The following is a 20,791-nucleotide window of genomic DNA, read 5'->3' as shown; positions in this document are numbered from 1 at the left end:
CGTCACTCCCCGGCGGGCGACTGGGTCGGCGAGTGCAATCTGTCCAGGGTCTTGCCCTTACCCAGGTACATGTGCACGCCGCACGGCAGGCACGGGTCGAAGCTGCGCACCGTGCGCATGACGTCGATTCCCTTGAAGTTCTCCCGGTCGTTCTCCTCGAAGATCGGCTGGCCCTGCACCGCGTCCTCATACGGGCCCGGCGTCCCGTACACGTCGCGCGGGTTGGCGTTCCACGGCGTCGGCGGGTACGGGTGGTAGTTGGCGATCTTGCCGTCCCGGATCACCAGATGGTGGCTGAGCACGCCGCGCACCGCCTCGGTGAAGCCGCAGCCGATGCCCTCGTCGGGCACCTCGAAGCGCTCCCAGGTCTTGGTGCGCCCGGCGCGGATCTCGGCCAGCGCCTTCTCGGCGAAGTGCAGCGCGCACGCCGCCGCGTAGGCCTGGAAGTAGGTGCGCGCCCGGTCGCGTTCGATCGTATTGCTGCCGTGCCGCGGGATCTTCCACTCGAACTCCACCGGGCCCTTGAGCGCGGTCTTGGGCAGGTTGATCTGGACGCTGCTGCCGGTCGCCTTGACGTAGCCGATGTCGACGAGGCCGGCCAGGGCCGTCGACCACAGCCGCGCCAGCGGGCCGCCGCCGGTGTCCAGCGCCAGATGGTCCTTGCCGTCGAACCAGCGCGGCGACATCACCCAGCTGTATTTGCCGCCCTCCATGTCCCGCTTCTGCGGGTGTGGGTTGGTGTGCTGGTTCCACGGGTGGCGGCGGTCCACCGCGTTGCCCAGCGGGTCGGTCTTGACGAACATCTCCTGGTCGGTCCAGTCGTCGTAATACGAACTGCCCAAGAGGATTCGGATGCCGAGGTTGATGTCCACCAGCGAGTGGGTGACCAGTTTGCCGTCGACCACCACGCCGGGCGTGACGAACATGGCGTTGCCCCAGCGCTCCATGTCCTTGTACTCGAAGTTGCACACCTCGGGGTCCTGGAAGGAGCCCCAGCAGCCGAGCAGGGTGCGCCGCAGGCCCACCTTCTCGTAGCCGGGCAGCGCTTCGTAGAAGAAGTCGAACAGGTCGTCGTGCATGGGCACGACCTTCTTCATGAACTCGACGTAGCGCATCAGCCGGCTCATGTAGTCGGTCATCAGCTGGATGGTCGCGACCGTTCCGACCCCGCCGGGATACAGCGTGGACGGGTGCACGTGGCGACCCTCCATGAGGCAGAACATCTCTCGCGTCCACCGGCTGACGGCCAGCGCCTCGCGGTAGAACTCCCCGCTGAACGGGTTGAGCGAGCGCATGATGTCGGCGATGGTCCGGTAGCCGTGCGCGCCGGCCTGCGGGGCGGGGGTGTTCTCGGCCTTGGCGAGCACGCTCGGGTTGGTCTCGGCGACCATCTTCTCGCAGAAGTCCACGCCGACCAGGTTCTCCTGGAAGATGTTGTGGTCGAACATGTATTCCGCGGCCTCACCGAGGTTGACGATCCACTCGCCCAGGTGCGGTGGCTTCACGCCGTAGGCCATGTTCTGCGCGTAGCACGAACACGTCGCGTGGTTGTCACCGCAGATCCCGCAGATGCGGCTGGTGATGAAGTGTGCGTCGCGAGGGTCCTTGCCCTTCATGAAGATCGAGTACCCACGGAAGATCGACGAGGTGCTGTGGCACTCGACGACCTCGCGGTTCTCGAAGTCGATCTTGGTGTAGATGCCGAGGCTGCCCACGATCCGGGTGATCGGGTCCCACGCCATCTCGACGAGCTGGCCGGGCTCCCGCTTGGCGGTGGACGGCTCGGGGACAATAGTTGTCATTGCGATTTTCCCGTCTGAAGTGACTTCTCAAAGCGCCCGACCCGGTAGGTGACCTACCAGGTGCGGCGCGCTCCGGTGGTGAGTTCGTTGCCGTTGTGCCGCCAGCGCGGCTCCTTGTCGACGGTGCGCCCGGTGATCCCGCGCAGGCTGCGGATCACGCTGCCGTACAGGCCGACTGCCGTGCTCGAGAGCTTGCCTCCCGGCGGCTCGTCCATGAAGGGCATGAACTTGTCCGGGAAGCCCGGCATGGTGCAGCCGATGCAGATACCGCCCACGTTGGGGCAGCCGCCCACGCCGTTGATCCACCCCCGCTTGGGCACGTTGCATTTCACGACCGGTCCCCAACACCCAAGCTTGACAATGCATTTCGGCGATCCGTACTCGGTGGCGAAGTCGCCCTGCTCGTAGTAGCCGGCGCGGTCGCACCCCTCGTGCACGGTGTTGCCGAACAGCCACGCGGGCCGCAGCGCGTCGTCGAGCGGGATCATCGGCGCCTGCCCCGTCGCCATGTAGAGCAGGTAGGTCAGGGTCTCGGACAGGTTGTCCGGATGGATCGGGCAGCCGGGCACGCAGACGATCGGGATGCCGGCCTTGCTCTTCCAATCCCAGCCGAGGTAGTCCGGCACGCCCATCGCACCGGTCGGGTTGCCGGCCATGGCGTGGATCCCGCCGTAGGTGGCACAGGTGCCCACCGCGACGATCGCCGTCGCTTTGGGCGCCAACCGGTCGAGCCACTCGCTGGTGGTCATCGGCTGCCCGGTGGCCGGGTCGTTGCCGAACCCGCACCAATACCCCTCGTCCTTGATCTTCTCGTTGGGAATCGACCCCTCGACGACCAGCACGAAGGGCTCCAACTCACCGCGATCGGCTTTGAAGAACCACTCGAGGAAATCGTCCGCCCCCCCGTTGGGTCCGCACTCGAAGTCGATCAGGGGCCAGTGCACGGCGACCTTCGGCAGGCCGGGGAGCGCGCCGAGCGCGATCTCCTCGACGCTGGGCTGGGTGGCGGCAGTCAACGCCACCGAATCGCCGTCGCAACTGAGGCCCGCGTTGATCCAGAGGACGTGGATCAACGTCTCTTCTGCTTTGACTGCCGCTTCCGTTGGCATGCTGCAGGCTTCCCGGAGCCGGGCTGAAGGCTCCTGCGCCGCCGGAGTCGACCGTCGGCCCACTTGCGCGGCGCTGTTCTTGGGTCTACTCCCGCCGTTGGGCGTTGTCAACGGTGCCCGTTGCGTTCATTTGTTAAACACTCGTTGCATAGGCTCTGTTCTTTTGCCCCAGGGGATTTCGCCGCCGCGGCCCGGTCGCGCAGTCATGCGATTCGTTCGCAGAACGCGGTTCAGGCCGGCGGGGTTTCGGCGAAGCGCCGCAGCCAGCCGAACCAGGCGGCCATGCCCGCCCCGGTGCGGGCGCTGACCGGCAGGATCTCCGCCGCCGCGTTGACCCGCCGCACGTGCTCGATGTAGGTGTCGACGTCGGCGTCCAGGTGCGGCACCAGGTCAATCTTGTTGAGCAGCACCACATCGACCGAGCGGAACATCACGGGGTATTTCAGCGGCTTGTCCTCGCCCTCGGTCACGGAGTAGACCATGGCCTTGGCGTGCTCGCCCACGTCGAACTCCGCCGGGCAGACGAGGTTGCCGACGTTCTCGATCACCACCAGGTCCAGCGCGGGCAGGTCGAGGCCCCGCAGCGCGCGGTCGACCATGGGGGCATCAAGGTGGCATTCGCCGCCAAATCCGTTGCCGGTGTTCAGAAGTGAGATCTGGGCGCCGCGGCCGGCGAGCTTGGCCGCGTCCAGGTCGGTGGCGATGTCGCCCTCGATCACGCCGATCGCGAAGTCGCCGGCGAGTTCGTCCAGCGTTGCCTGCAGGATGGTCGTCTTGCCCGCTCCGGGCGAGCTCATCAGGTTGACGGCGCGGACTCCGCAGCTGTCGAAAGCCTTGCGGTTCGCTTCGGCGAGCAGGTCGTTTTCGGCGAAGATCGACTCCAGCACCTCGACGCGCTGCGCGCCCGTGCCGTAGTGACTGTGATCCCCGTGCTCGTGCTCGTGCTCGTGGTCGTGCACGGTTCCGTCTTCGTGGCGGTGAAACCTACCCATGGTCAGATCGATTCATTGCCAGGGCCTTTCATGAAACGTCCAGGGAGGTCAGCAGGAATTCGTTACCGCGCAGCACCTCGACGTCGGTGCTGTCGCACTGCGGGCACCAGATCGACCAGGCCGAGGTGATCTCCGATCGTCGTCCGCACCGACGGCACTGCACCTCGGCGGTGACGCACTCCAGTTCCAGCTCCGCGTCCGGCATGTTCTCGGCGTCGCGCACGAGCGTCCAACAGAACGAGAGAGATTCGGGGACCACCTGTCGCAGGGCGCCGATCCGCACCCGCACCACGTCGACGTGGCGTCCGTCGGCGTGCGACCTGACCAGGCCGGCGATGGCTTCGCAGAGCGACAGCTCGTGCATGAGCACCGTTGTACACCGGACGGGCCCCCGCGCGCACCGGCTTGGCACGCGCGTGTGCCCCGGCCGGCTAGGAAGCGCTGCGCTGGTTGCCCTTGTCGGCGAAGAAGTCGGTCCAGGACTTCACGTCCGGATGTTGCCGGAGCAGGACGCGGCGCTGGCGTTCCGTCATGCCGCCCCAGACACCGAACTCGACCTGGTTGTCGAGCGCATCAACGGCGCACTGCAGGCGCACCGGGCAGTGCCCGCAGATCTGTGCGGCCTTGCGCTGGGCGGCGCCCGGCACGAACAAATCGTCGGGGTCGACGGTGCGGCACAGGGCTTTGGACACCCACTCCATGCGGGATTCGGCCTCCGCACCCCAGACGGAACCCCGGATCGATCTGATGACTACCCTTCGGGCGGTACGACTCGTTGACACTATTCCCCCTTTTGCCTTCCTCAGCCCGCCTGCCTTGGCCCCCGTGGCCGAGCGTGTACGCCGGCCGAATTCCTTCCGGCGCGGCGCCAACCCCCTGTTGTGCTCGTCCGTGTGCAGGGATGAAGCAGGCGTCTTCCCGGACAGTACGAAGAGGCTCGCCGTTGACCTAGGGACCATTGTCACCACTGGGCATTACCGACGGCCCCTAATCGCCGTGCGGGCTGGGCCGCCGGGGGCGGGTAAAGTAAATCCGGTGGCGCTGGGAGGCAACGTAATTCACGGTGATCGGCGCCTGCGCGCGACCGATGCGGCCACACCCGGCGCCCGGGGGGCCGCCCCGGACCGCTGGCAATCCGGGCCGCCACGCGCGACACTGGACGGGTGACGAACAAGCCGTCGGTACTGGACCCGTCCGTCGCCGCGCGGCTCGGCGATTTCCTGCGGGCCCGCGGGCTGCGGCGGATGGCGTCGCGGATCCAGGTGCTGGCGGTGCTCGAGCCGGTCCACGGGCACCTGCCGGTGGCCGAGATCCATCAGCGGGTGCGGGCCTGCCTGCCACCGGGCGCCCAGCCGCCCGACGTGGCGACCATCTACCGCACGGTCACCACGCTGGTGGACCAGGGCGTGCTGCATGCGCTCACCCTCGACGGCGGCGTCACCACCTACGGCCTGGCCACCGCCCCGCACCATCACGCGGTCTGCACGCAATGCGGCGCCATCATCGAGGTGCCCGCGCGTCAGCTCACCTCGGCGCTCGAGCACGCGATGGCCGGCAGTTCCTTCGCACTGTCGGAGGAGGCCGGCCTCACACTGCACGGCCTGTGCCCCCTGTGCCAGGGCGACCCGCGCTGACGCTGAGGTCGTTAAGGGTGACGACCCGCGCTTGCGATCGTCACGGTTGAGGGTGACGACCCGCGGCGCCCGGCTACGCCGCGCTTGCGATCGTCACGGTTGAGGGTGACGACCCGCGGCGCCCGGCTGCGATCGTCACGGGCGCAGGCCCAGCAGCGCGTTCTCCACCACTTCCGGCAGCGCCGGGTGAATCCAGTACTGGCCGCGGGCCATCTCCTGAGCCGTCATTCCCGAGCGCATCGCCTGAATGAGCGGCTGGATGATCGACGACGCCTGATGCCCCATGATGTGCGCGCCGAGCAGGCATCCGCTGTTGCGCTCGGCGATCAGCTTGACGATCCCGGTGGTGTCTTCCATCGCCCACCCGTAGGCGACATCGCCGTAGTCCTGGATCGCGACCGATATGTCGAAGCCCCTTGCCCGCGCTTGGTTCTCGGTCAGGCCCACGGCCGCCAGCTGGGGATCGGTGAACACCGCCGACGGCACGAAGCGGTGATCGGTCATGGTCATCGAGTCGGTGTCGTCCCAGTCGCACGTCAGGTTGTGCTGCACGACACGGGCCTCGTGGTTGGCGACGTGCTTGAGCTGATAAGGCGAGGAGACGTCGCCGAGGGCGAACACCCCGCGCGCGGACGTGCGCTGGTATTCGTCGACCGCCACCCGGCCGTCCTCGACGTCGACACCCGCCTGCTCGGCGTCGAGCAGGTCGGCGTTGGAAAGCCGGCCGGTCGCCACCAGCAGCAGGTCGGCGTCCAGGATGCTGCCGTCGTCGAGTTCGAGGGCCACGCCGGAACCGCGGTCGGCGGCGTTCACCACGGTGCGGTGGGTGCGCAGTTCCCATTTGGCCGCCGCGATGCGGGTGAAGCGCTCGCAGATCGTATCGTCGCAATACCGCAGCAGCGTGCTGCCCCGGACGACGAGGGTGACGCGCACCCCCAGCGCGGAGAAGATGTGCGCGAATTCTGCTGCGACATAACCGCTCCCGACGATTGCGAGGTGATCGGGCAGCTCCGGGATCCGCATGATCGTGTCGCTCGTGTGGAAAGTGACGCCGGACGCGAGGATCGCGGTCGGGACCACCGGGCGCGAGCCCGCGGCGATCACCACCTGGTCGGCGGAGAATTCGTCACCGGCGGCGGTGCGCAACAGGTAGCGGCCGTCGGGCTGGACGGGCCCGAACCGGGTGTGCGCGCCGTACACGTCGATGTTGGGCGCGGAGCGCCGAAAGTCCTCGCCGCTCATCGATATCGGGTCGATCCGGCCGAAGACCCGCGAGACGATGTCCGCCCAGCGGATCCGGTCGATGTGCGCGTCGACGCCGAACCGCGCCGCCTCCCGGATCGTCGTGGCGACCTCGGCGGCGTAGACGAACATCTTCGTCGGGATGCACCCGACGTTGAGGCAGGTGCCGCCGAAGGTGCCGTGTTCGCAGATGGCCATCCGCTTTGCGGCGAAGCTTTCATCGAGAATGCAATTCCCCGAACCGGTTCCGATGATCGCGATGTCGTAGGTTTCCATGGCCGAGGGTCATCCTTTGTCCGATGACGCCGGGGCGTCGGTGTTGACGAGGTGATGGTCCAGCCACCGGTCCAGCTGCTGATAGGCCGCGCGGCGCGGCTGTGGAAGCGACAGGAAGACGTCGTGCTTGGCGTCGGTGACCGGGACGATCGTGGTGCGACTCCCGATGCGGCTCGCCCATTTGGCGATCAGGTCGACGTCGAGAACCGCGTCACCGCAATGCATTGCCGCCGGGTCCGCGCTTTCCCGCACGCTGTGGTCCGACCGCAGGATCAGGCTCGGCACACCGACGTCGATGCCGCGGTGCAGCCGGGCCTGGCCGCGGCGCACGGCGTGCAGCCAGCCCAGGGTGATGGGAAAGCCGCCCACCGGTTTCCACTGCAGGTTGTAGTCGAACTCGCCGCCGTAATCCCGGTGCAGCGTGGTTCCGTACCCGCCGGGGGTGGGCCGGCGGATCACGCCTTTGGGCCGCAGCCGCGACAGTCCGGCGATCGTCGCCGAGGCCACCGCGTGCCGCAGGACCGCCGGGCCGTGCAGGTCCAGGAAGGGGCTGTTGAGCACCAGCCCGCCGACGGCCGCGTGCGCCGGGGCGCCGCGTGCGCGGAGGCGGTCCAGCCACAGCGACACGATGAGCCCGCCGGCCGAATGCCCGTACACCAGGACCTGGGCAGCGCTTGTCTGCTCGGCGATGACCGCCAGGGCGTACTCGAGTTCGGCGTCGTAGTGGGCGAGGTCGGTGATGAAGTGGGGGGTCTGTCGCCCGCAGTGCGACCGGCCGCACTTCTGCAGGTCGAGCGCGTAAAAGGCGAAGCCCCGGCCGGCGAAGTGGTCGGCCAGTTCCGTGTGGAAGAAGTAGTCGGTGTAGCCGTGGACCGCCAGCACCGCGCGGTCCGCCGCGAAATTCTCGGTGGCTTCCGTCGGCGGGCCGCGCCGAACCAGGGTGGCGACGATGTCGCCCTCGCCGTGGGGATCCGGCCCCAGCGGCAGTGCGCGCCGCCAATAGCCGGGCAGGACGTCCGGCATCCAGCCAGTCACGAGGCCAGCTTAAAGGCTTTGCTGGCCGTGGGGAGGCGCACGGCGTTCGGGGCCGGCGCGCGTCGGGATAGCCTGGGACGGCACAACCAGCGCAGGGGCCGCTGACGGCCCACGAAAGGACCAACGATCCGGTGTCGCTCACAGGCCAGCGAACCGAAACCGCACGCGCGGACGTCGTGCTGGTGGGCGCGGGCATCATGAGCGCCACGCTGGGGGCGTTGCTGCGGAGGCTGGAACCGGGGTGGTCGATGACGATCGTCGAGCGGCTGGACGCCGTCGGCGCCGAGAGCAGCAGCCCCTGGAACAACGCGGGCACCGGGCACTCCGCGCTCTGCGAGCTGAACTACACACCGCAGCGGGCCGACGGCTCCATCGACATCACCAAGGCCGTCCGCGTCAACGAGCAGTTCCAGGTCACCCGCCAGTTCTGGGCGTACGCCGCGGAGAACGGCATCCTCGGCGACCGCTCCTTCATCACCGCGATCCCGCACGCCAGCTTCGTGCGGGGCGCCCGTCGGGTCGGCTACCTGCGGCGCCGGCAGCGCGCGCTGGCCGGCAACCCGCTGTTCGCCGGCATCGAGGTGATCGACGATCCCGGCGAGTTCGCCCGCCGGCTGCCGCTGATGGCCGCGGGCCGCGATTTCTCCGAGCCGACCGCGCTCAACTGGGCCGCGCACGGCACCGACGTCGACTTCGGGGCGCTGGCACGCCAACTTCTGGGCTATTGCGTGCGCGAGGGCGCCGCCACCCTGTTCGGGCACGAGGTGCGCAACCTCACCCGCGCGTCCGACGGCAGCTGGACACTGCTGATCGTCAATCGCCGGACCCGCGCAAAGCACCGCCTGAACGCCAGATTCGTGTTCGTCGGGGCCGGTGGTGACGCGCTTCGGCTGCTGCAGCGCTCCGGCATCAGCGACGTCAAGGGGTTCGCCGGGTTCCCGATCGGCGGCCGGTTCCTGCGCGCCCACAGCCCGGCGCTCACCGCCGCGCACCGCGCCAAGGTGTACGGCGCGCCCGCCCCCGGGGCGCCCCCGCTCGGCGCCCTGCACCTCGACCTTCGTGTCGTGCACGGCAAGTCATGGCTGATGTTCGGGCCGTACGCGGGATGGTCGCCCAAGTTCCTCAAGCACGGCCGCGTCACCGATCTGCCCCGCTCGGTCAGGCCGGACAACGTGGTGTCGATGCTCGGCGTCGGGGTCAGCGAGATGACCCTGCTCAACTACTTGCTCGGTCAGCTGCGGCTCTCCGAGCCCGACCGGATGCGCATCCTGCGCGAATTCGCGCCGAGCGCAAGGGACTCCGACTGGCAGCCGATGGTGGCCGGCCAGCGGGTGCAGGTGATCCGGCGCGACCGGCGCAGGGGCGGTGTGCTCGACTTCGGCACCACCGTGCTGGCCTCCGCCGACGGCAGCATCGCCGGGCTCCTCGGCGGCTCGCCGGGGGCGTCGACCGCCGTGCCGGCGATGCTCGATGTGCTCCAGCGCTGCTTCCCCGACCGCTACCCGTCCTGGCTGCCCACGCTGAAGGAGATGGTGCCGTCGCTGGGGGTGGAGCTGTCCCGCGAGCCGGCGCTGTTCGACGAGGTGTGGTCATGGGGGACGAGGGCATTGAACTTGGAGGCAGCGTGAGCCGCGCCGCCGACGATGCGGTGGGGGCGCCCCCAGCCGCAAAGCGGCGTGGGGGACGCGCCGACGGGGAGGAGCGGCGCTCATGACTGAAGCGTTGCGCCGGTCGTGGGCCAAGGATCTTGACGCCCGCACGCTCTACGAGCTGCTCAAGTTGCGGGTCGAGGTGTTCGTCGTCGAACAGGCGTGCCCGTATCCGGAGCTGGACGGGCGTGACCTGCTGGCCGAAACCCGGCACTTCTGGCTGGAAACGCCCGACGGCGAGGTGATCTGCACGCTGCGGTTGATGGAGGAGCACGCCGGGGGCGAGAAGGCGTTCCGGATCGGCCGGCTGTGCACCAAACGCAGCGCGCGCGGCCAGGGCCACACCACCCGGCTGCTGCGGGCCGCGCTGGCCGAGGTGGGCGACTACCCCTGCCGGATCGACGCGCAGACCTACCTGGCCGACATGTACGCACAGCACGGATTCGTCCGCGCGGGCGAGGATTTCGTCGACGACGGCATCCCGCACGTCCCGATGCTGCGGCCCGGCTCCGGGCTGCCGGAGCAGCCGTGAAGCCCTACCCGTTCAGCGCGATCGTCGGGCACGACCAGCTGCGGCTGGCCCTGCTGCTGTGCGCCGTGCGTCCGGAGATCGGCGGCGCGCTCATCCGCGGCGAGAAGGGCACCGCCAAGTCGACGGCCGTGCGGGGGCTCGCGGCGCTGCTCTCCGCCGCGACCGGCGAGGGCGGACTGGTCGAAATGCCCTTGGGCGCAACCGAAGACCGCGTCGTCGGTTCGCTGGACCTGCAGCGGGTGCTGCGCGACGGCGAGCACGCGTTCTCCCCCGGGCTGCTGGCGCGCGCGCACGGCGGCGTGCTCTACGTCGACGAGGTCAACCTGCTGCACGATCACCTGGTCGACGTGCTGCTCGACGCCGCCGCCATGGGCCGGGTGCACATCGAGCGCGACGGCATCTCGCACTCGCACGAGGCGCGCTTCGTGTTGATCGGCACGATGAACCCCGAGGAGGGCGAGCTGCGTCCGCAGCTGCTGGACCGGTTCGGCCTCACCGTCGACGTGCGGGCGTCGCGCGACGTCGACGTGCGGGTGGAGGTGATCCGGCAGCGGATGGCCTACGAGGCCGACCCCGACGGATTCGCCGACCGTTACGCCGACGCCGACGCCGACCTGGCCCGACGGATCGCCGCCGCGCGCGAGCTGGTCGCCGACGTGGTGTTGCCCGACAACGAATTACGCCGCATCGCGGCGGTGTGCGCGGCGTTCGACGTCGACGGGATGCGGGCCGACCTGGTCCTCGCCCGCACCGCGGCCGCCCACGCGGCCTGGCGCGGCTCCACCACCGTCGAGGAGCGCGACGTCCGGGTGGCCGCGGAATTGGCGCTGCCGCACCGGCGCCGCCGCGACCCGTTCGACGATCCCGGCATCGACCGCGACCAGCTGGAGCAGGCGCTGGCGCAGGGGGGCGCCGACAACGAGCCCGACCCCGACCCGCCGGGCGGCGGCGGCCAGTTCACGAACGACGATGCGCCGCAACCACATTCGCCTCCGCCCGCCAAGCCGCAGGCGCCCAGACCCAGCGCCCCGCCGGGGAAAACGTTCCGGGCCCGGGCGCTGAGGGTGCCCGGCGTCGGCGAGGGCGCGCCGGGGCGGCGGTCACGCGCCCGCAACTCCACCGGCAGCGTGGTGGCGGCCGCCGAGGGCCCGGCCGATGCGGCGACCGGCGCGCGCGGACTGCACCTGTTCGCCACCCTGCTTTCGGCCGCCGCACAAGCCGGGGCCGGCCCGCTGCGGCCCGGGCCTGACGACGTGCGGCTGGCCGTCCACGAGGGACGCGAGGGCAACCTGGTGATCTTCGTCGTCGACGCATCCGGTTCCATGGCAGCCCGCGATCGCATGGCCGCCGTCGGCGGGGCCACCCTGTCCTTGCTCCGCGACGCCTACCAGCGCCGCGACAAGGTCGCGGTGATCACCTTCCGCCAGGACGCGGCCCGGCTGTTGCTGCCCCCGACCTCCTCGGCGCACATCGCCGGCCGGCGGCTGTCCCGCTTCGACACCGGCGGCAAAACCCCGCTGGCCGAAGGCCTGCTGGCCGCCCGTGAGCTGATCGTGCGCGAGAAGGCGCGCGACCGCACCCGCCGCCCCCTGGTGGTCGTGCTGACCGACGGCCGCGCCACCGGCGGCCCGGACCCCCTGGGCCGCACCCGCATCGCGGCCGCCCGCCTCGTCGCCGAGGGCGCCGCCGCCGTCGTCGTGGATTGCGAAACGTCCTACGTCCGGCTCGGTTTGGCCGCGCAGCTCGCGCGCCTGCTCGGCGCGCCGACGGTACGGCTCGAACAGTTGCACGCCGATCAGCTGGTCCGTGCCGTGCGCACGGCGGCCTGAGGCGCGCGGCCATGCCAGAGGGCAACCCGGTGCGCGTCCCCGACGACGGCCTGACCACCCGGGCCCGGCGCAACACGCCGGTGCTCGCGGTACACACCGGCGACGGCAAGGGCAAGTCGACCGCCGCGTTCGGCATGGCGCTGCGCGCCTGGAACGCCGGGCTGCGCGTCGCGGTGTTCCAGTTCGTCAAGAGCGCGAAGTGGAAGGTGGGCGAGGAGGCGGCCTTCGGTCACCTCGGCCGGCTGCACGATGAGCACGGGGTGGGCGGGGCCGTCGAGTGGCACAAGATGGGCGCGGGCTGGTCCTGGACGCGCAAGGCCGGCAGCGAGGTCGACCACGCGGCCGCGGCCGCCGACGGCTGGGCCGAAATCGCGCGACGGTTGGCCGCCCAGCGCCACGACTTCTACGTGCTCGACGAATTCACCTACCCGCTCGCCTGGGGCTGGGTCGACGTCGACGAGGTGGTCGAGGCACTGACCGCGCGACCCGGTCACCAGCACGTGGTCATCACCGGGCGAAACGCCCCGGCGCGGTTGCTCGACGCCGCCGATCTGGTGACCGAGATGACCAAGGTCAAGCACCCGATGGACGCCGGGCGCAAGGGCCAGAAGGGCATCGAATGGTGAGCGTGCCCGCCGTCGTCATCGCCGCGCCGGCCTCGGGCAGCGGAAAGACGACCGTCGCAACGGGGTTGATCGGCGCGCTGCGGCGCTCGGGTCACCGCGTCGCCCCGTTCAAGGTGGGCCCGGACTTCATCGACCCCGGCTACCACGGCCTGGCCGCCGGACGCCCGGGCCGCAACCTGGACCCCGTGCTGGTGGGGGAGGGCCTCATCGGGCCCCTCTACGCACACGGCGCCGCCGGCGCCGACATCGCGGTGATCGAGGGCGTGATGGGTCTGTTCGACGGGCGCATCGGGTCCGCGGACGCGGCCCCCGCGACCGGTTCCACCGCCCACGTCGCCGGCCTGCTGGGCGCGCCGGTGATCCTGGTGGTCGACGCCCGCGGGCAGAGCCACAGCATCGCCGCGCTCCTGCACGGGTTTTCGACGTTCGACCGCTCGACCCGCATCGCCGGGGTGATCCTCAACCGGGTCGGGTCGAACCGGCACGAGCAGGTGTTGCGGCAGGCCTGCGAGCAGGCCGGCGTCACCGTGCTGGGCGCGATCCCGCGCACCGACGAAATCGAGCTTCCGACCAGGTATCTCGGCCTGGTCACCGCCACCGAATACGGCCGGCGCGCGCAGTGCGCGGTCGAGGCGATGACCGCCCTGGTCGCCCGCCACGTCGACCTGACCGCCGTCCGGACCGCCGCCAGCCCGACGGCGCCGACGCGGTCGTGCTGCCCGGCGGCTTTCCCGAGCAGTTCACCGCCGAGCTGTCCGCCAACGACGTCGTCCGCCGGCAGATCGGTGAGCTGGCCCGCGCCGGCGCACCGGTGCACGCCGAGTGCGCCGGGCTGATCTATCTCGTCTCCGAACTCGACGGACATCCGATGTGCGGCGTGCTGAACGGATCGGCGCGGTTCACCCCCAACCTGACGCTGGGGTATCGCGATGCGGTCGCGGTGGCCGAGTCGCCGCTGTACGCCGTCGGCCAGCGGGCCGTCGGGCACGAATTCCACCGCACCGCCGTCACGTTCACCGACGGCTACCAGCCGGCGTGGGCCTATCGCGACAGCGCTGGCAACCTGGACGCCAACCCCGCGCCCGACGGCGTGCGGGAAGGGGTGGTGCATGCCGGCGTGCACGCCTCGTACCTGCACACCCATCCGGCGGCGGCGCCGGAGGCGGTGGTGCGCTTCGTCACACGCGCCGCCGGTCGCCGGGCCTGACGCCCGCGGGCGCGCCATCGGCAGACACTAGGCTTTGCCTGGTGACCGAAAGCCCGTACCTTGCCGGATTGCGGCTGACCGGCAAGAAGGTCGTCGTCCTCGGCGGGGGAAACGTCGCCCAGCGCCGCCTGCCCCTGCTCATCGCCAGCGGCGCGGACGTCCACGTGATCTCCCGCAGCGCCACCCCGGCCGTCGAGGCGATGAGCGGCATCGCGCTGTCACTGCGCGAATACCGCGACGGTGATCTGGACGGTGCCTGGTACGCGATCGCCGCCACCAACGACGCGGAGGTCAACGCGGCCGTGGTCGCCGAGGCCGAGCGCCGCCGAATCTTCTGCGTGCGCGCCGACATCGCCGTCGAGGGGACGGCGGTGACCCCGGCGACCTTCAGCTACGCCGGCCTGTCGGTCGGCGTGCTGGCCGGCGGCGAGCACCGCCGGTCCGCGGCCATCCGCTCGGCCATCCGCGAAGCGCTGCAGTCGGGGCTGATCACCCCGGACGGCCCCGAAACCCACGACGTGGTGCACGGCGGGGTGGCACTCGTGGGCGGCGGACCCGGCGACCCCGAGCTGATCACCGTGCGCGGCCGTCGCCTACTCGCCCACGCCGACGTGGTGGTCGCCGACCGGCTGGCGCCGCCGGAGCTGCTCGCCGAACTGCCGCCGCACGTCGAGGTCATCGACGCCGCGAAGATCCCTTACGGCCGGGCCATGGCCCAGGACGCGATCAACGACGTGATGATCGAGCGCGCGCGGGCCGGGCACTTCGTGGTGCGCCTCAAGGGCGGGGACCCCTTCGTGTTCGCCCGCGGCTACGAGGAAGTGCTGGCCTGCGTCGACGCCGGAATCCCGGTGACCGTCGTGCCGGGTGTGACAAGCGCCATAGGCGTGCCCGCGCTGGCCGGCGTTCCGGTCACGCATCGCTCGATGAATCACGAGTTTGTGGTGGTCAGCGGCCATCTGGCGCCCGAGCACCCCGAATCGTTAGTGAATTGGAATGCGCTGGCCGCGATGTCGGGCACCATCGTGTTGCTGATGGCCGTCGAACGCATCGAACTGTTCGTCGACGTGCTGATAAAGGGGGGCCGACCTGCGGATACGCCGGTGCTGGTGGTTCAGCACGGGACAACGTCGGCGCAACACACTCTGCGGGCCACGCTGGCCGACACGCCCGAAAAGATCCGGGCCGAGGGTATCCGACCTCCCGCGATCATCGTGATCGGCGCCGTGGCGGCGTTCGGGGTTTAAACGATTCTTAAGATTACTGTAAGGTAACCCATTATGACGGCTCTCAACGACACAGAGCGCGCAGCCCAGAAATGGACGTCCGCGCGCCCCGATCGTCCGGCCCCGGTGCGCACAGCGGCACCGGCGGAGACCGCCACCGCTCGCATCAGCAAGTATTACCCGGCCTGGCTGCCCTCTCGCCGCTTCATCGCCGCCGTCATCGCCATCGGCGGCATGCAGCTGCTGGCGACCATGGACAGCACCGTCGCGATCGTCGCGCTGCCCAAGATCCAGAACGACCTGAGCCTGTCCGACGCCGGCCGCAGCTGGGTGATCACCGCGTACGTGCTGACCTTCGGCGGCCTGATGCTGCTCGGCGGCCGGCTCGGCGACACCATCGGGCGCAAGCGCACCTTCATCGTCGGCGTCGCGCTGTTCACCATCTCGTCGGTCCTGTGCGCGGTCGCCTGGGACGAGGTGACCATGGTCATCGCCCGGCTGTCGCAGGGGGTCGGCTCCGCGATCGCGTCGCCGACCGGCCTGGCGCTGGTGGCGACCACTTTCCCGAAGGGCCCGGCGCGTAACTTCGCCACGGCCGTGTTCGCCGCGATGACGGCCGTCGGTTCGGTGATGGGCCTGGTCGTCGGCGGGGCGCTGACCGAGGTGTCGTGGCGGCTGGCGTTCCTGGTCAACGTGCCGATCGGGCTGGTGATGATCTACCTGGCCCGCACCGCGCTGCGCGAGACGAACCGCGAGCGGATGAAGCTCGACGCCACCGGCGCCATGCTGGCCACCCTGGCGTGCACCGCCGCCGTGTTCGCCTTCTCGATGGGCCCGGAGAAGGGGTGGATCTCGATCACCACGATCGGCTCGGGTGTGGTGGCCTTCGGCGCCGCGCTCGCCTTCGTCATCGTCGAGCGCACGGCCGAGAACCCCGTCGTGCCATTCGACCTGTTCCGCGACCGCAACCGGCTGATGACCTTCACCGCGATCTTCCTGGCCGGCGGGCTGATGTTCAGCCTGACGGTGTGCATCGGCCTGTACGTCCAGGACGTGTTGGGTTACAGCGCACTTCGCGCCGGCGTCGGCTTCATCCCCTTCGTCATCGCGATGGGCATCGGCCTGGGCGTCTCCTCGCAGCTGGTGTCGCGGTTCTCGCCGCGGGTGCTGACGATCGGCGGCGGACTCCTGCTGTTCTGGGCGATGATCTCCGGCTGGGCGTTCATGCACCGCGGCGTGCCCTACTTCCCGAACCTGGTGCTGCCCGTCATCGTCGGCGGCATCGGCATCGGCATCTGCGTGGTCCCGCTGACCCTGTCGGCGATCGCCGGCGTCGGCTTCGACCGGATCGGCCCGGTATCGGCGATCGCGCTGATGCTGCAGAGCCTGGGCGGCCCGCTGGTGCTGGCCGTCATCCAGGCCGTGATCACCTCGCGGACGCTGTACATGGGCGGCACCACCGGGCCCGTGAAGTTCATGAACGAGGTTCAACTGGGCGCGCTCGACCACGGCTACACCTACGGCCTGCTGTGGGTCGCCGGGGTGGCCGTCATCGTCGGTGCGGCCGCGCTGCTGATCGGCTACACGCCCGAGCAGGTCGCGCACGCCCAGGAGGTCAAGGAAGCGATCGACGCCGGGGAGCTGTAGCTCCACACCGGCTTCGGCCTGCCTCGAGGCTGAACTCACGGCGACGCCCATCGGCGTGTCGTCGCCCTGGCGTCAGTGTCGCGGGCCGAGCGCTTGCGGTCACCGCTAGGCTGGCCCGCTGTGATCACCCGGATGTCCCAGCTCTTCCTGCGCACCCTGCGCGACGACCCCGCCGACGCCGAAGTGCCCAGCCACAAGCTGCTGATCCGGGCCGGCTACATCCGGCCCGTCGCGCCCGGGCTGTACAGCTGGCTGCCGCTGGGCCTGCGGGTGCTGCGCAGGATCGAAAGCGTTGTGCGCGAGGAAATGAACGCGATCGGCGGGCAGGAGATCCTCTTCCCCGCGCTGCTGCCCCGCGCGCCGTACGAGACGACCAACCGCTGGAACGAATACGGCGAAGGCGTGTTCCGCCTGCAGGACCGCCGCGGCAACGACTACCTGCTGGGTCCCACGCACGAGGAGCTGTTCACCCTGACCGTGAAGGGGGAGTACAGCTCCTACAAGGATTTCCCGTTGCTGCTCTTCCAGATTCAGAACAAGTACCGTGACGAGGCCCGCCCGCGGGCCGGGATCCTGCGCGTCCGCGAGTTCCTGATGAAGGACTCCTACTCCTTCGACGTCGACGACGCCGGCCTCAAGGCCGCCTATCACGCGCACCGGGAGGCCTATCAGCGCATCTTCGACCGCCTCAAGGTTCGCTACGTCATCGTGTCGGCGGTGTCGGGCGCGATGGGCGGCAGCGCGTCGGAGGAGTTTCTGGCCGAGAGCCCGGTCGGAGAGGACACTTTCGTGCGGTGCCTGGAATCGGGATACGCGGCCAACGTCGAGGCGGTCATCACCGCCCGCCCCGACGCCCGGCCGATCGACGGCCTGCCCGAGGCGGTGGTCCACGACACCGGCGACACCCCGACCATCGCCACCCTGGTGGACTGGGCCAACACGGCCGGCCTCGGCCGCGAGATCACCGCGGCCGACACGCTGAAGAACGTCTTGCTCAAGGTGCGCCAGCCCGGCGGCGACTGGGAGCTGCTGGCCATTGGCGTGCCGGGTGACCGCGAGGTCGACGACAAGAGGCTGGGGGCGGCGCTGGATCCGGCCGACTACGCGCTGCTCGACGACGCCGACTTCGCCAAGTACCCGTTCCTGGTGAAGGGCTACATCGGGCCGAAGGCGTTGCGGCAGAACGGTGTTCGTTACCTTGTCGACCCGCGGGTGGTCGACGGCACCAGTTGGATCACCGGCGCGGACGAGCAGGGCCGCCACGTCGTCGGGCTGGTGGCCGGCCGGGACTTCACCGTCGACGGCACCATCGAGGCCGCCGAGGTCCGCGACGGCGACCCCTCGCCCGACGGCGCCGGCCCGCTGGTGTCGGCCCGGGGCATCGAGATCGCCCACATCTTCCAGCTCGGTCGCAAGTACACCGATGCCTTCACCGTCGACGTGCTGGGCGAGGACGGCAAGCCGGTGCGCCTGACGATGGGCTCCTACGGGCTCGGGGTGTCGCGGCTGGTCGCGGTCATCGCCGAGCAGCACCACGACGAGCTGGGCCTGCGCTGGCCGTCGGCCGTCGCGCCGTTCGACGTCCACCTGGTGATCGCCAACAAAGACCCGCAGGCCCGCGACGGCGCCACGCAGCTGGCCCGCGACCTGGACCTGCTGGGCGTCGAGGTGTTGCTCGACGACCGTTCGGCCTCACCCGGCGTCAAGTTCAAGGACGCAGAGTTGCTGGGCGTGCCGTGGATCGTCGTGGTCGGCCGCGGGTGGGCGGACGGCGTGGTGGAATTGCGCGACCGCTTCGGCGGCCAGACCCGCGAGCTGACCGCGGGCGAGTCGCTGGCCCGCGACGTCGCCGCGGCCCTCGGCCGCTAGCTCAGCCCAGTACGGGGAAGCGCCGCTCGCGCGCGAGGCGGCCCAGCGCGTCCTGCATCACCGCCGGACGGTGTGCGAGGTGCCCCGGGGCCGAAAACGACTCGCGGGTGAGAGCACTCACACTCGTCTTGGCGACAGCGGTCGCGCGCTAACCTCGCACGATGGCAAACACCCGTCGGGAGCGGCGACTGGCCCGCCCCGCCGACGTGGCGACACCCTTCGTGCGCGCCCGCGAGTTCATGGCCGGGCAGGGCCACCGAGATCACGACGACGAACTGCCGATCGCCCGACCGACCATCGCGGTCGCCCGGCAGGTGTTCCACGACGAACTCGTGCTGCTCGGCATGCGGACGTTCCTGCCGGTGGGGGAGCCCGACGCCCCCCGGCGGGTGGACCGCGAGGTCACCGCGGCGCTCGAGTTCTACCGGGAGCGGGGCTGGCTGGAGCGCCCCGAGGCCTTCTTCGCGGCCCCGCCGGCGCTGACGGACGTCACCGAGGTGCCGGGCCGGATCCGCCGCCAAGACCTGCGCCGCCTCTCCTTCGACAGCGGCTACGAGCCGCACCCGGGCGAGCCCGGCCGCGAGCGCTGGCTGGGCTACACCGCCAACCGCCGCGAGCGTGCGCTGCTGCTGCGCCACAGCGAACCGCGGCCCTGGGTGGTGTGCGTGCACGGCGCCCTGATGGGCCGCGGGGCCGTGGACCTGCGGCTGTTCCGCGCCCGGCATCTGCATGAGGACCTGGGTCTCAACGTGGTGCTGCCGGTGCTGCCGCTGCACGGCCCGCGGAAGGTCAAGGGCGCGGCGTTCCCGGCCCAGGACCTGCTCGACGACGTGCACGCCACGGCCCAGGCGGTGTGGGACATCCGGCGGCTGATCTCGTGGATCCGCGCCCAGGAACCCGACTCGCGGATCGGCCTGAACAGCATGTCGCTGGGCGGCTACATCACCTCGCTGGTCTGCAGCGTCGAGGACGGCCTGACCTGCGCGGTGCTGGGCGTGCCGGTGGCCGACCTGATCGAGGTGCTCAGCGGCCACGGCGGCCTGCGCGACGACGACCCGCGCAAGCAGACCCTCGAGCACGCCCTGCCGATCGGGCGGATGATCTCACCGCTGTCGCTGACCCCGCGGGTGCCGATGTCCGGCCGCTTCATCTACGGCGGCCTCGCCGACCGGCTGGTGAACCCGCGCCACCAGGTGATGCGCCTGTGGGAACACTGGGGCCGGCCCGAGATCGTATGGTACGAGGGCGCGCACACCGGGTTTTTCCGGTCGCGGCCGGTGCACGACTTCGTCGACGCCGCCCTGTGCCAGTCGGGTCTCGTCGCCCCGGCGCAGGCCGTTACTCGTTTCCGCCCGGAAAGCTCGTCGTGATGGGCCAGGCGCCCAGAATCCGGCTCCAGCGGGCGGCCATCACCGCGCTCTGAATCAAGGCCGTCGCGGCGAAGGCGCGGTCGTCGGCCGTCTCCGCATGCTCGACGACCGCGCGCCAGGCCGTCGCGCCGTCGTTCTCCATCCGCGCGGCCAGGCGCGCGGCGTCCGCCGGGCTGCCCACCAGCATCGGCAGCTGATAGCCGGCGGCGGGGACCGGGGCCGTGACCTTTCGGGCCGTCAGCATCGCGATGACGTCGTCGCGTCGCTGACGGTGCTGGGTGAGGGCCTCCACCACCAGGTTGTTGACGCTCGGCGGCGACAGCGCGGACACGATGCCGTAGCCGTAGATGGTCGAGTGTTCGACGGCCAGGGCGTCGCACAGCGCCGCGTTGTCGGCGTCCTTCCCCGAGGTCATGACGAGCCCGGCGTCATATCGACGGACCCCCGGGGACCAGCGCCACCGTGTAGGAGGCCGTGCAGGAAGCGGCGATGGAGGCGAGCAGCCCGGCGCGGTACCCCGACGACGTGGCGACCAGCCGGCTGGCGTTCTCCGCCGAGACCCGCAGCGCGTCGATCACGTCGGAGACGGGCGGCGGCGGCGGTGGCGGGCCAGCGGGCTCGGCGGTGCCGGACGGGGTGGTCGTCTCGCTCGACGACGCGGTGATCTTGCCGGCCGCCCGGGCGATCTCGGTGGACAGCGCCCGGGCATGGGCGGCCCGTTGCGTGGCGACCACCGTCAGCGCCGC

16 protein-coding genes and 3 pseudogenes are annotated in these 20,791 nt (G+C 70.4%); 10 read left to right on the top strand and 9 right to left on the bottom strand.

What is annotated here, in order from left to right; genetic code table 11:
* Positions 1-2 precede the first annotated feature (2 nt).
* The 5 genes from BN971_RS19030 to BN971_RS25160 all read right to left on the bottom strand — a co-directional run bounded on the left by BN971_RS19030 (position 3) and on the right by BN971_RS25160 (position 4,685).
* The gene (locus BN971_RS19030; protein ID WP_085180823.1) at positions 3-1,802 is read right to left on the bottom strand and encodes a nickel-dependent hydrogenase large subunit; all 1,800 of its coding nucleotides are present in this window, start codon (positions 1,800-1,802) and stop codon (positions 3-5) included.
* A 53-nt stretch (positions 1,803-1,855) separates the two neighbouring features.
* Positions 1,856-2,911 carry an NADH-quinone oxidoreductase subunit B family protein gene (locus tag BN971_RS19025; protein ID WP_085180824.1) on the bottom strand — a complete coding sequence of 352 codons (1,056 nt, stop codon included), beginning with the start codon at positions 2,909-2,911 and terminating at the stop codon, positions 1,856-1,858.
* Positions 2,912-3,141: 230 nt separating this feature from the next.
* Positions 3,142-3,903: a hydrogenase nickel incorporation protein HypB gene (gene hypB / locus BN971_RS19020; protein WP_085180825.1), complete on the bottom strand. Its 762-nt coding sequence runs from the start codon at positions 3,901-3,903 to the stop codon at positions 3,142-3,144.
* Positions 3,904-3,931: 28 nt separating this feature from the next.
* Entirely contained in the window at positions 3,932-4,267 is a 336-nt protein-coding gene (locus tag BN971_RS19015) for a hydrogenase maturation nickel metallochaperone HypA (protein ID WP_085180826.1), read from the bottom strand.
* A 67-nt stretch (positions 4,268-4,334) separates the two neighbouring features.
* Positions 4,335-4,685, bottom strand: a complete 351-nt coding sequence (locus BN971_RS25160; protein ID WP_085180827.1) for a WhiB family transcriptional regulator — start codon at positions 4,683-4,685, stop codon at positions 4,335-4,337.
* A 381-nt stretch (positions 4,686-5,066) separates the two neighbouring features.
* Here BN971_RS25160 and BN971_RS19005 point away from each other — a divergent pair, with 381 nt between their 5' ends.
* Positions 5,067-5,537, top strand: coding sequence for a Fur family transcriptional regulator (locus BN971_RS19005; protein ID WP_085180828.1), 471 nt, complete (start codon positions 5,067-5,069; stop codon positions 5,535-5,537).
* A gap of 135 nt (positions 5,538-5,672) precedes the next feature.
* Here BN971_RS19005 and mtr read toward each other — a convergent pair whose 3' ends face one another.
* Together mtr and BN971_RS18995 are read right to left on the bottom strand one after the other, a co-directional pair.
* A complete protein-coding gene (gene mtr / locus BN971_RS19000) occupies positions 5,673-7,055 on the bottom strand; it encodes a mycothione reductase (RefSeq protein ID WP_085180829.1) in 1,383 nt (460 codons plus the stop codon).
* A gap of 9 nt (positions 7,056-7,064) precedes the next feature.
* Positions 7,065-8,078 carry an alpha/beta hydrolase gene (locus BN971_RS18995; RefSeq protein ID WP_085180830.1) on the bottom strand — a complete coding sequence of 338 codons (1,014 nt, stop codon included), beginning with the start codon at positions 8,076-8,078 and terminating at the stop codon, positions 7,065-7,067.
* Positions 8,079-8,287: 209 nt separating this feature from the next.
* Between BN971_RS18995 and mqo the strand changes: the two genes are divergently transcribed.
* From mqo to BN971_RS18950, 9 genes and pseudogenes are all read left to right on the top strand, one after another.
* Entirely contained in the window at positions 8,288-9,718 is a 1,431-nt protein-coding gene (mqo, locus tag BN971_RS18990; RefSeq protein WP_211279805.1) for a malate dehydrogenase (quinone), read from the top strand.
* 82 nt (positions 9,719-9,800) lie between these two features.
* Positions 9,801-10,271, top strand: a complete 471-nt coding sequence (locus tag BN971_RS18985) for a GNAT family N-acetyltransferase (protein WP_085180832.1) — start codon at positions 9,801-9,803, stop codon at positions 10,269-10,271.
* Entirely contained in the window at positions 10,268-12,100 is a 1,833-nt protein-coding gene (locus BN971_RS18980; protein ID WP_085180833.1) for a magnesium chelatase subunit D family protein, read from the top strand. Before BN971_RS18985 ends, BN971_RS18980 begins: the two co-directional genes overlap by 4 nt.
* 11 nt (positions 12,101-12,111) lie before the next feature.
* Complete coding sequence (gene cobO, locus BN971_RS18975; RefSeq protein ID WP_085180834.1) at positions 12,112-12,726, top strand: cob(I)yrinic acid a,c-diamide adenosyltransferase; 615 nt, start codon at positions 12,112-12,114, stop codon at positions 12,724-12,726.
* A pseudogene (locus BN971_RS18970) lies at positions 12,723-13,933 on the top strand (cobyrinic acid a,c-diamide synthase CobB). The gene cobO and the pseudogene BN971_RS18970 overlap by 4 nt, the downstream one beginning before the upstream one ends.
* Positions 13,934-13,974: 41 nt before the next feature.
* Positions 13,975-15,191, top strand: a pseudogene (cobA, locus tag BN971_RS18965) (uroporphyrinogen-III C-methyltransferase).
* 22 nt (positions 15,192-15,213) lie between these two features.
* The gene (locus tag BN971_RS18960) at positions 15,214-16,806 is read left to right on the top strand and encodes an MFS transporter (RefSeq protein ID WP_085180837.1); all 1,593 of its coding nucleotides are present in this window, start codon (positions 15,214-15,216) and stop codon (positions 16,804-16,806) included.
* A 120-nt stretch (positions 16,807-16,926) separates the two neighbouring features.
* A complete protein-coding gene (locus tag BN971_RS18955) occupies positions 16,927-18,675 on the top strand; it encodes a proline--tRNA ligase (RefSeq protein WP_085180838.1) in 1,749 nt (582 codons plus the stop codon).
* A 161-nt stretch (positions 18,676-18,836) separates the two neighbouring features.
* Positions 18,837-20,045, top strand: a complete 1,209-nt coding sequence (locus BN971_RS18950; RefSeq protein WP_085180839.1) for an alpha/beta hydrolase family protein — start codon at positions 18,837-18,839, stop codon at positions 20,043-20,045.
* On the opposite strand, the gene BN971_RS18945 is transcribed toward BN971_RS18950, so the two are convergent.
* Positions 20,014-20,460 carry a ferritin-like domain-containing protein gene (locus BN971_RS18945; RefSeq protein WP_085180840.1) on the bottom strand — a complete coding sequence of 149 codons (447 nt, stop codon included), beginning with the start codon at positions 20,458-20,460 and terminating at the stop codon, positions 20,014-20,016. The genes BN971_RS18950 and BN971_RS18945 overlap by 32 nt on opposite strands.
* A 13-nt stretch (positions 20,461-20,473) precedes the next feature.
* Positions 20,474-20,791 (bottom strand): annotated as a pseudogene (locus BN971_RS18940) (hypothetical protein); the annotation flags it as partial.

The sequence above is a fragment of the Mycobacterium bohemicum DSM 44277 genome, assembly GCF_001053185.1.
Taxonomy (GTDB): domain Bacteria; phylum Actinomycetota; class Actinomycetes; order Mycobacteriales; family Mycobacteriaceae; genus Mycobacterium; species Mycobacterium bohemicum.
Note: the sequence above shows the minus strand (reverse complement) of the source record. Positions and strands in the feature narration are given on the sequence as shown.

Coding starts and splice junctions, on each gene's coding strand:
- BN971_RS19030 (WP_085180823.1), bottom strand. CDS start 1,802: ATGACAACTATTGTCCCCGAGCCGTCCACCGCCAAGCGGGAGCCCGGC.
- BN971_RS19025 (WP_085180824.1), bottom strand. CDS start 2,911: ATGCCAACGGAAGCGGCAGTCAAAGCAGAAGAGACGTTGATCCACGTC.
- hypB (WP_085180825.1), bottom strand. CDS start 3,903: ATGGGTAGGTTTCACCGCCACGAAGACGGAACCGTGCACGACCACGAG.
- BN971_RS19015 (WP_085180826.1), bottom strand. CDS start 4,267: ATGCACGAGCTGTCGCTCTGCGAAGCCATCGCCGGCCTGGTCAGGTCG.
- mtr (WP_085180829.1), bottom strand. CDS start 7,055: ATGGAAACCTACGACATCGCGATCATCGGAACCGGTTCGGGGAATTGC.
- BN971_RS18995 (WP_085180830.1), bottom strand. CDS start 8,078: ATGCCGGACGTCCTGCCCGGCTATTGGCGGCGCGCACTGCCGCTGGGG.
- mqo (WP_211279805.1), top strand. CDS start 8,288: ATGAGCGCCACGCTGGGGGCGTTGCTGCGGAGGCTGGAACCGGGGTGG.
- BN971_RS18985 (WP_085180832.1), top strand. CDS start 9,801: ATGACTGAAGCGTTGCGCCGGTCGTGGGCCAAGGATCTTGACGCCCGC.
- cobO (WP_085180834.1), top strand. CDS start 12,112: ATGCCAGAGGGCAACCCGGTGCGCGTCCCCGACGACGGCCTGACCACC.
- BN971_RS18960 (WP_085180837.1), top strand. CDS start 15,214: ATGACGGCTCTCAACGACACAGAGCGCGCAGCCCAGAAATGGACGTCC.
- BN971_RS18950 (WP_085180839.1), top strand. CDS start 18,837: ATGGCAAACACCCGTCGGGAGCGGCGACTGGCCCGCCCCGCCGACGTG.
- BN971_RS18945 (WP_085180840.1), bottom strand. CDS start 20,460: ATGACCTCGGGGAAGGACGCCGACAACGCGGCGCTGTGCGACGCCCTG.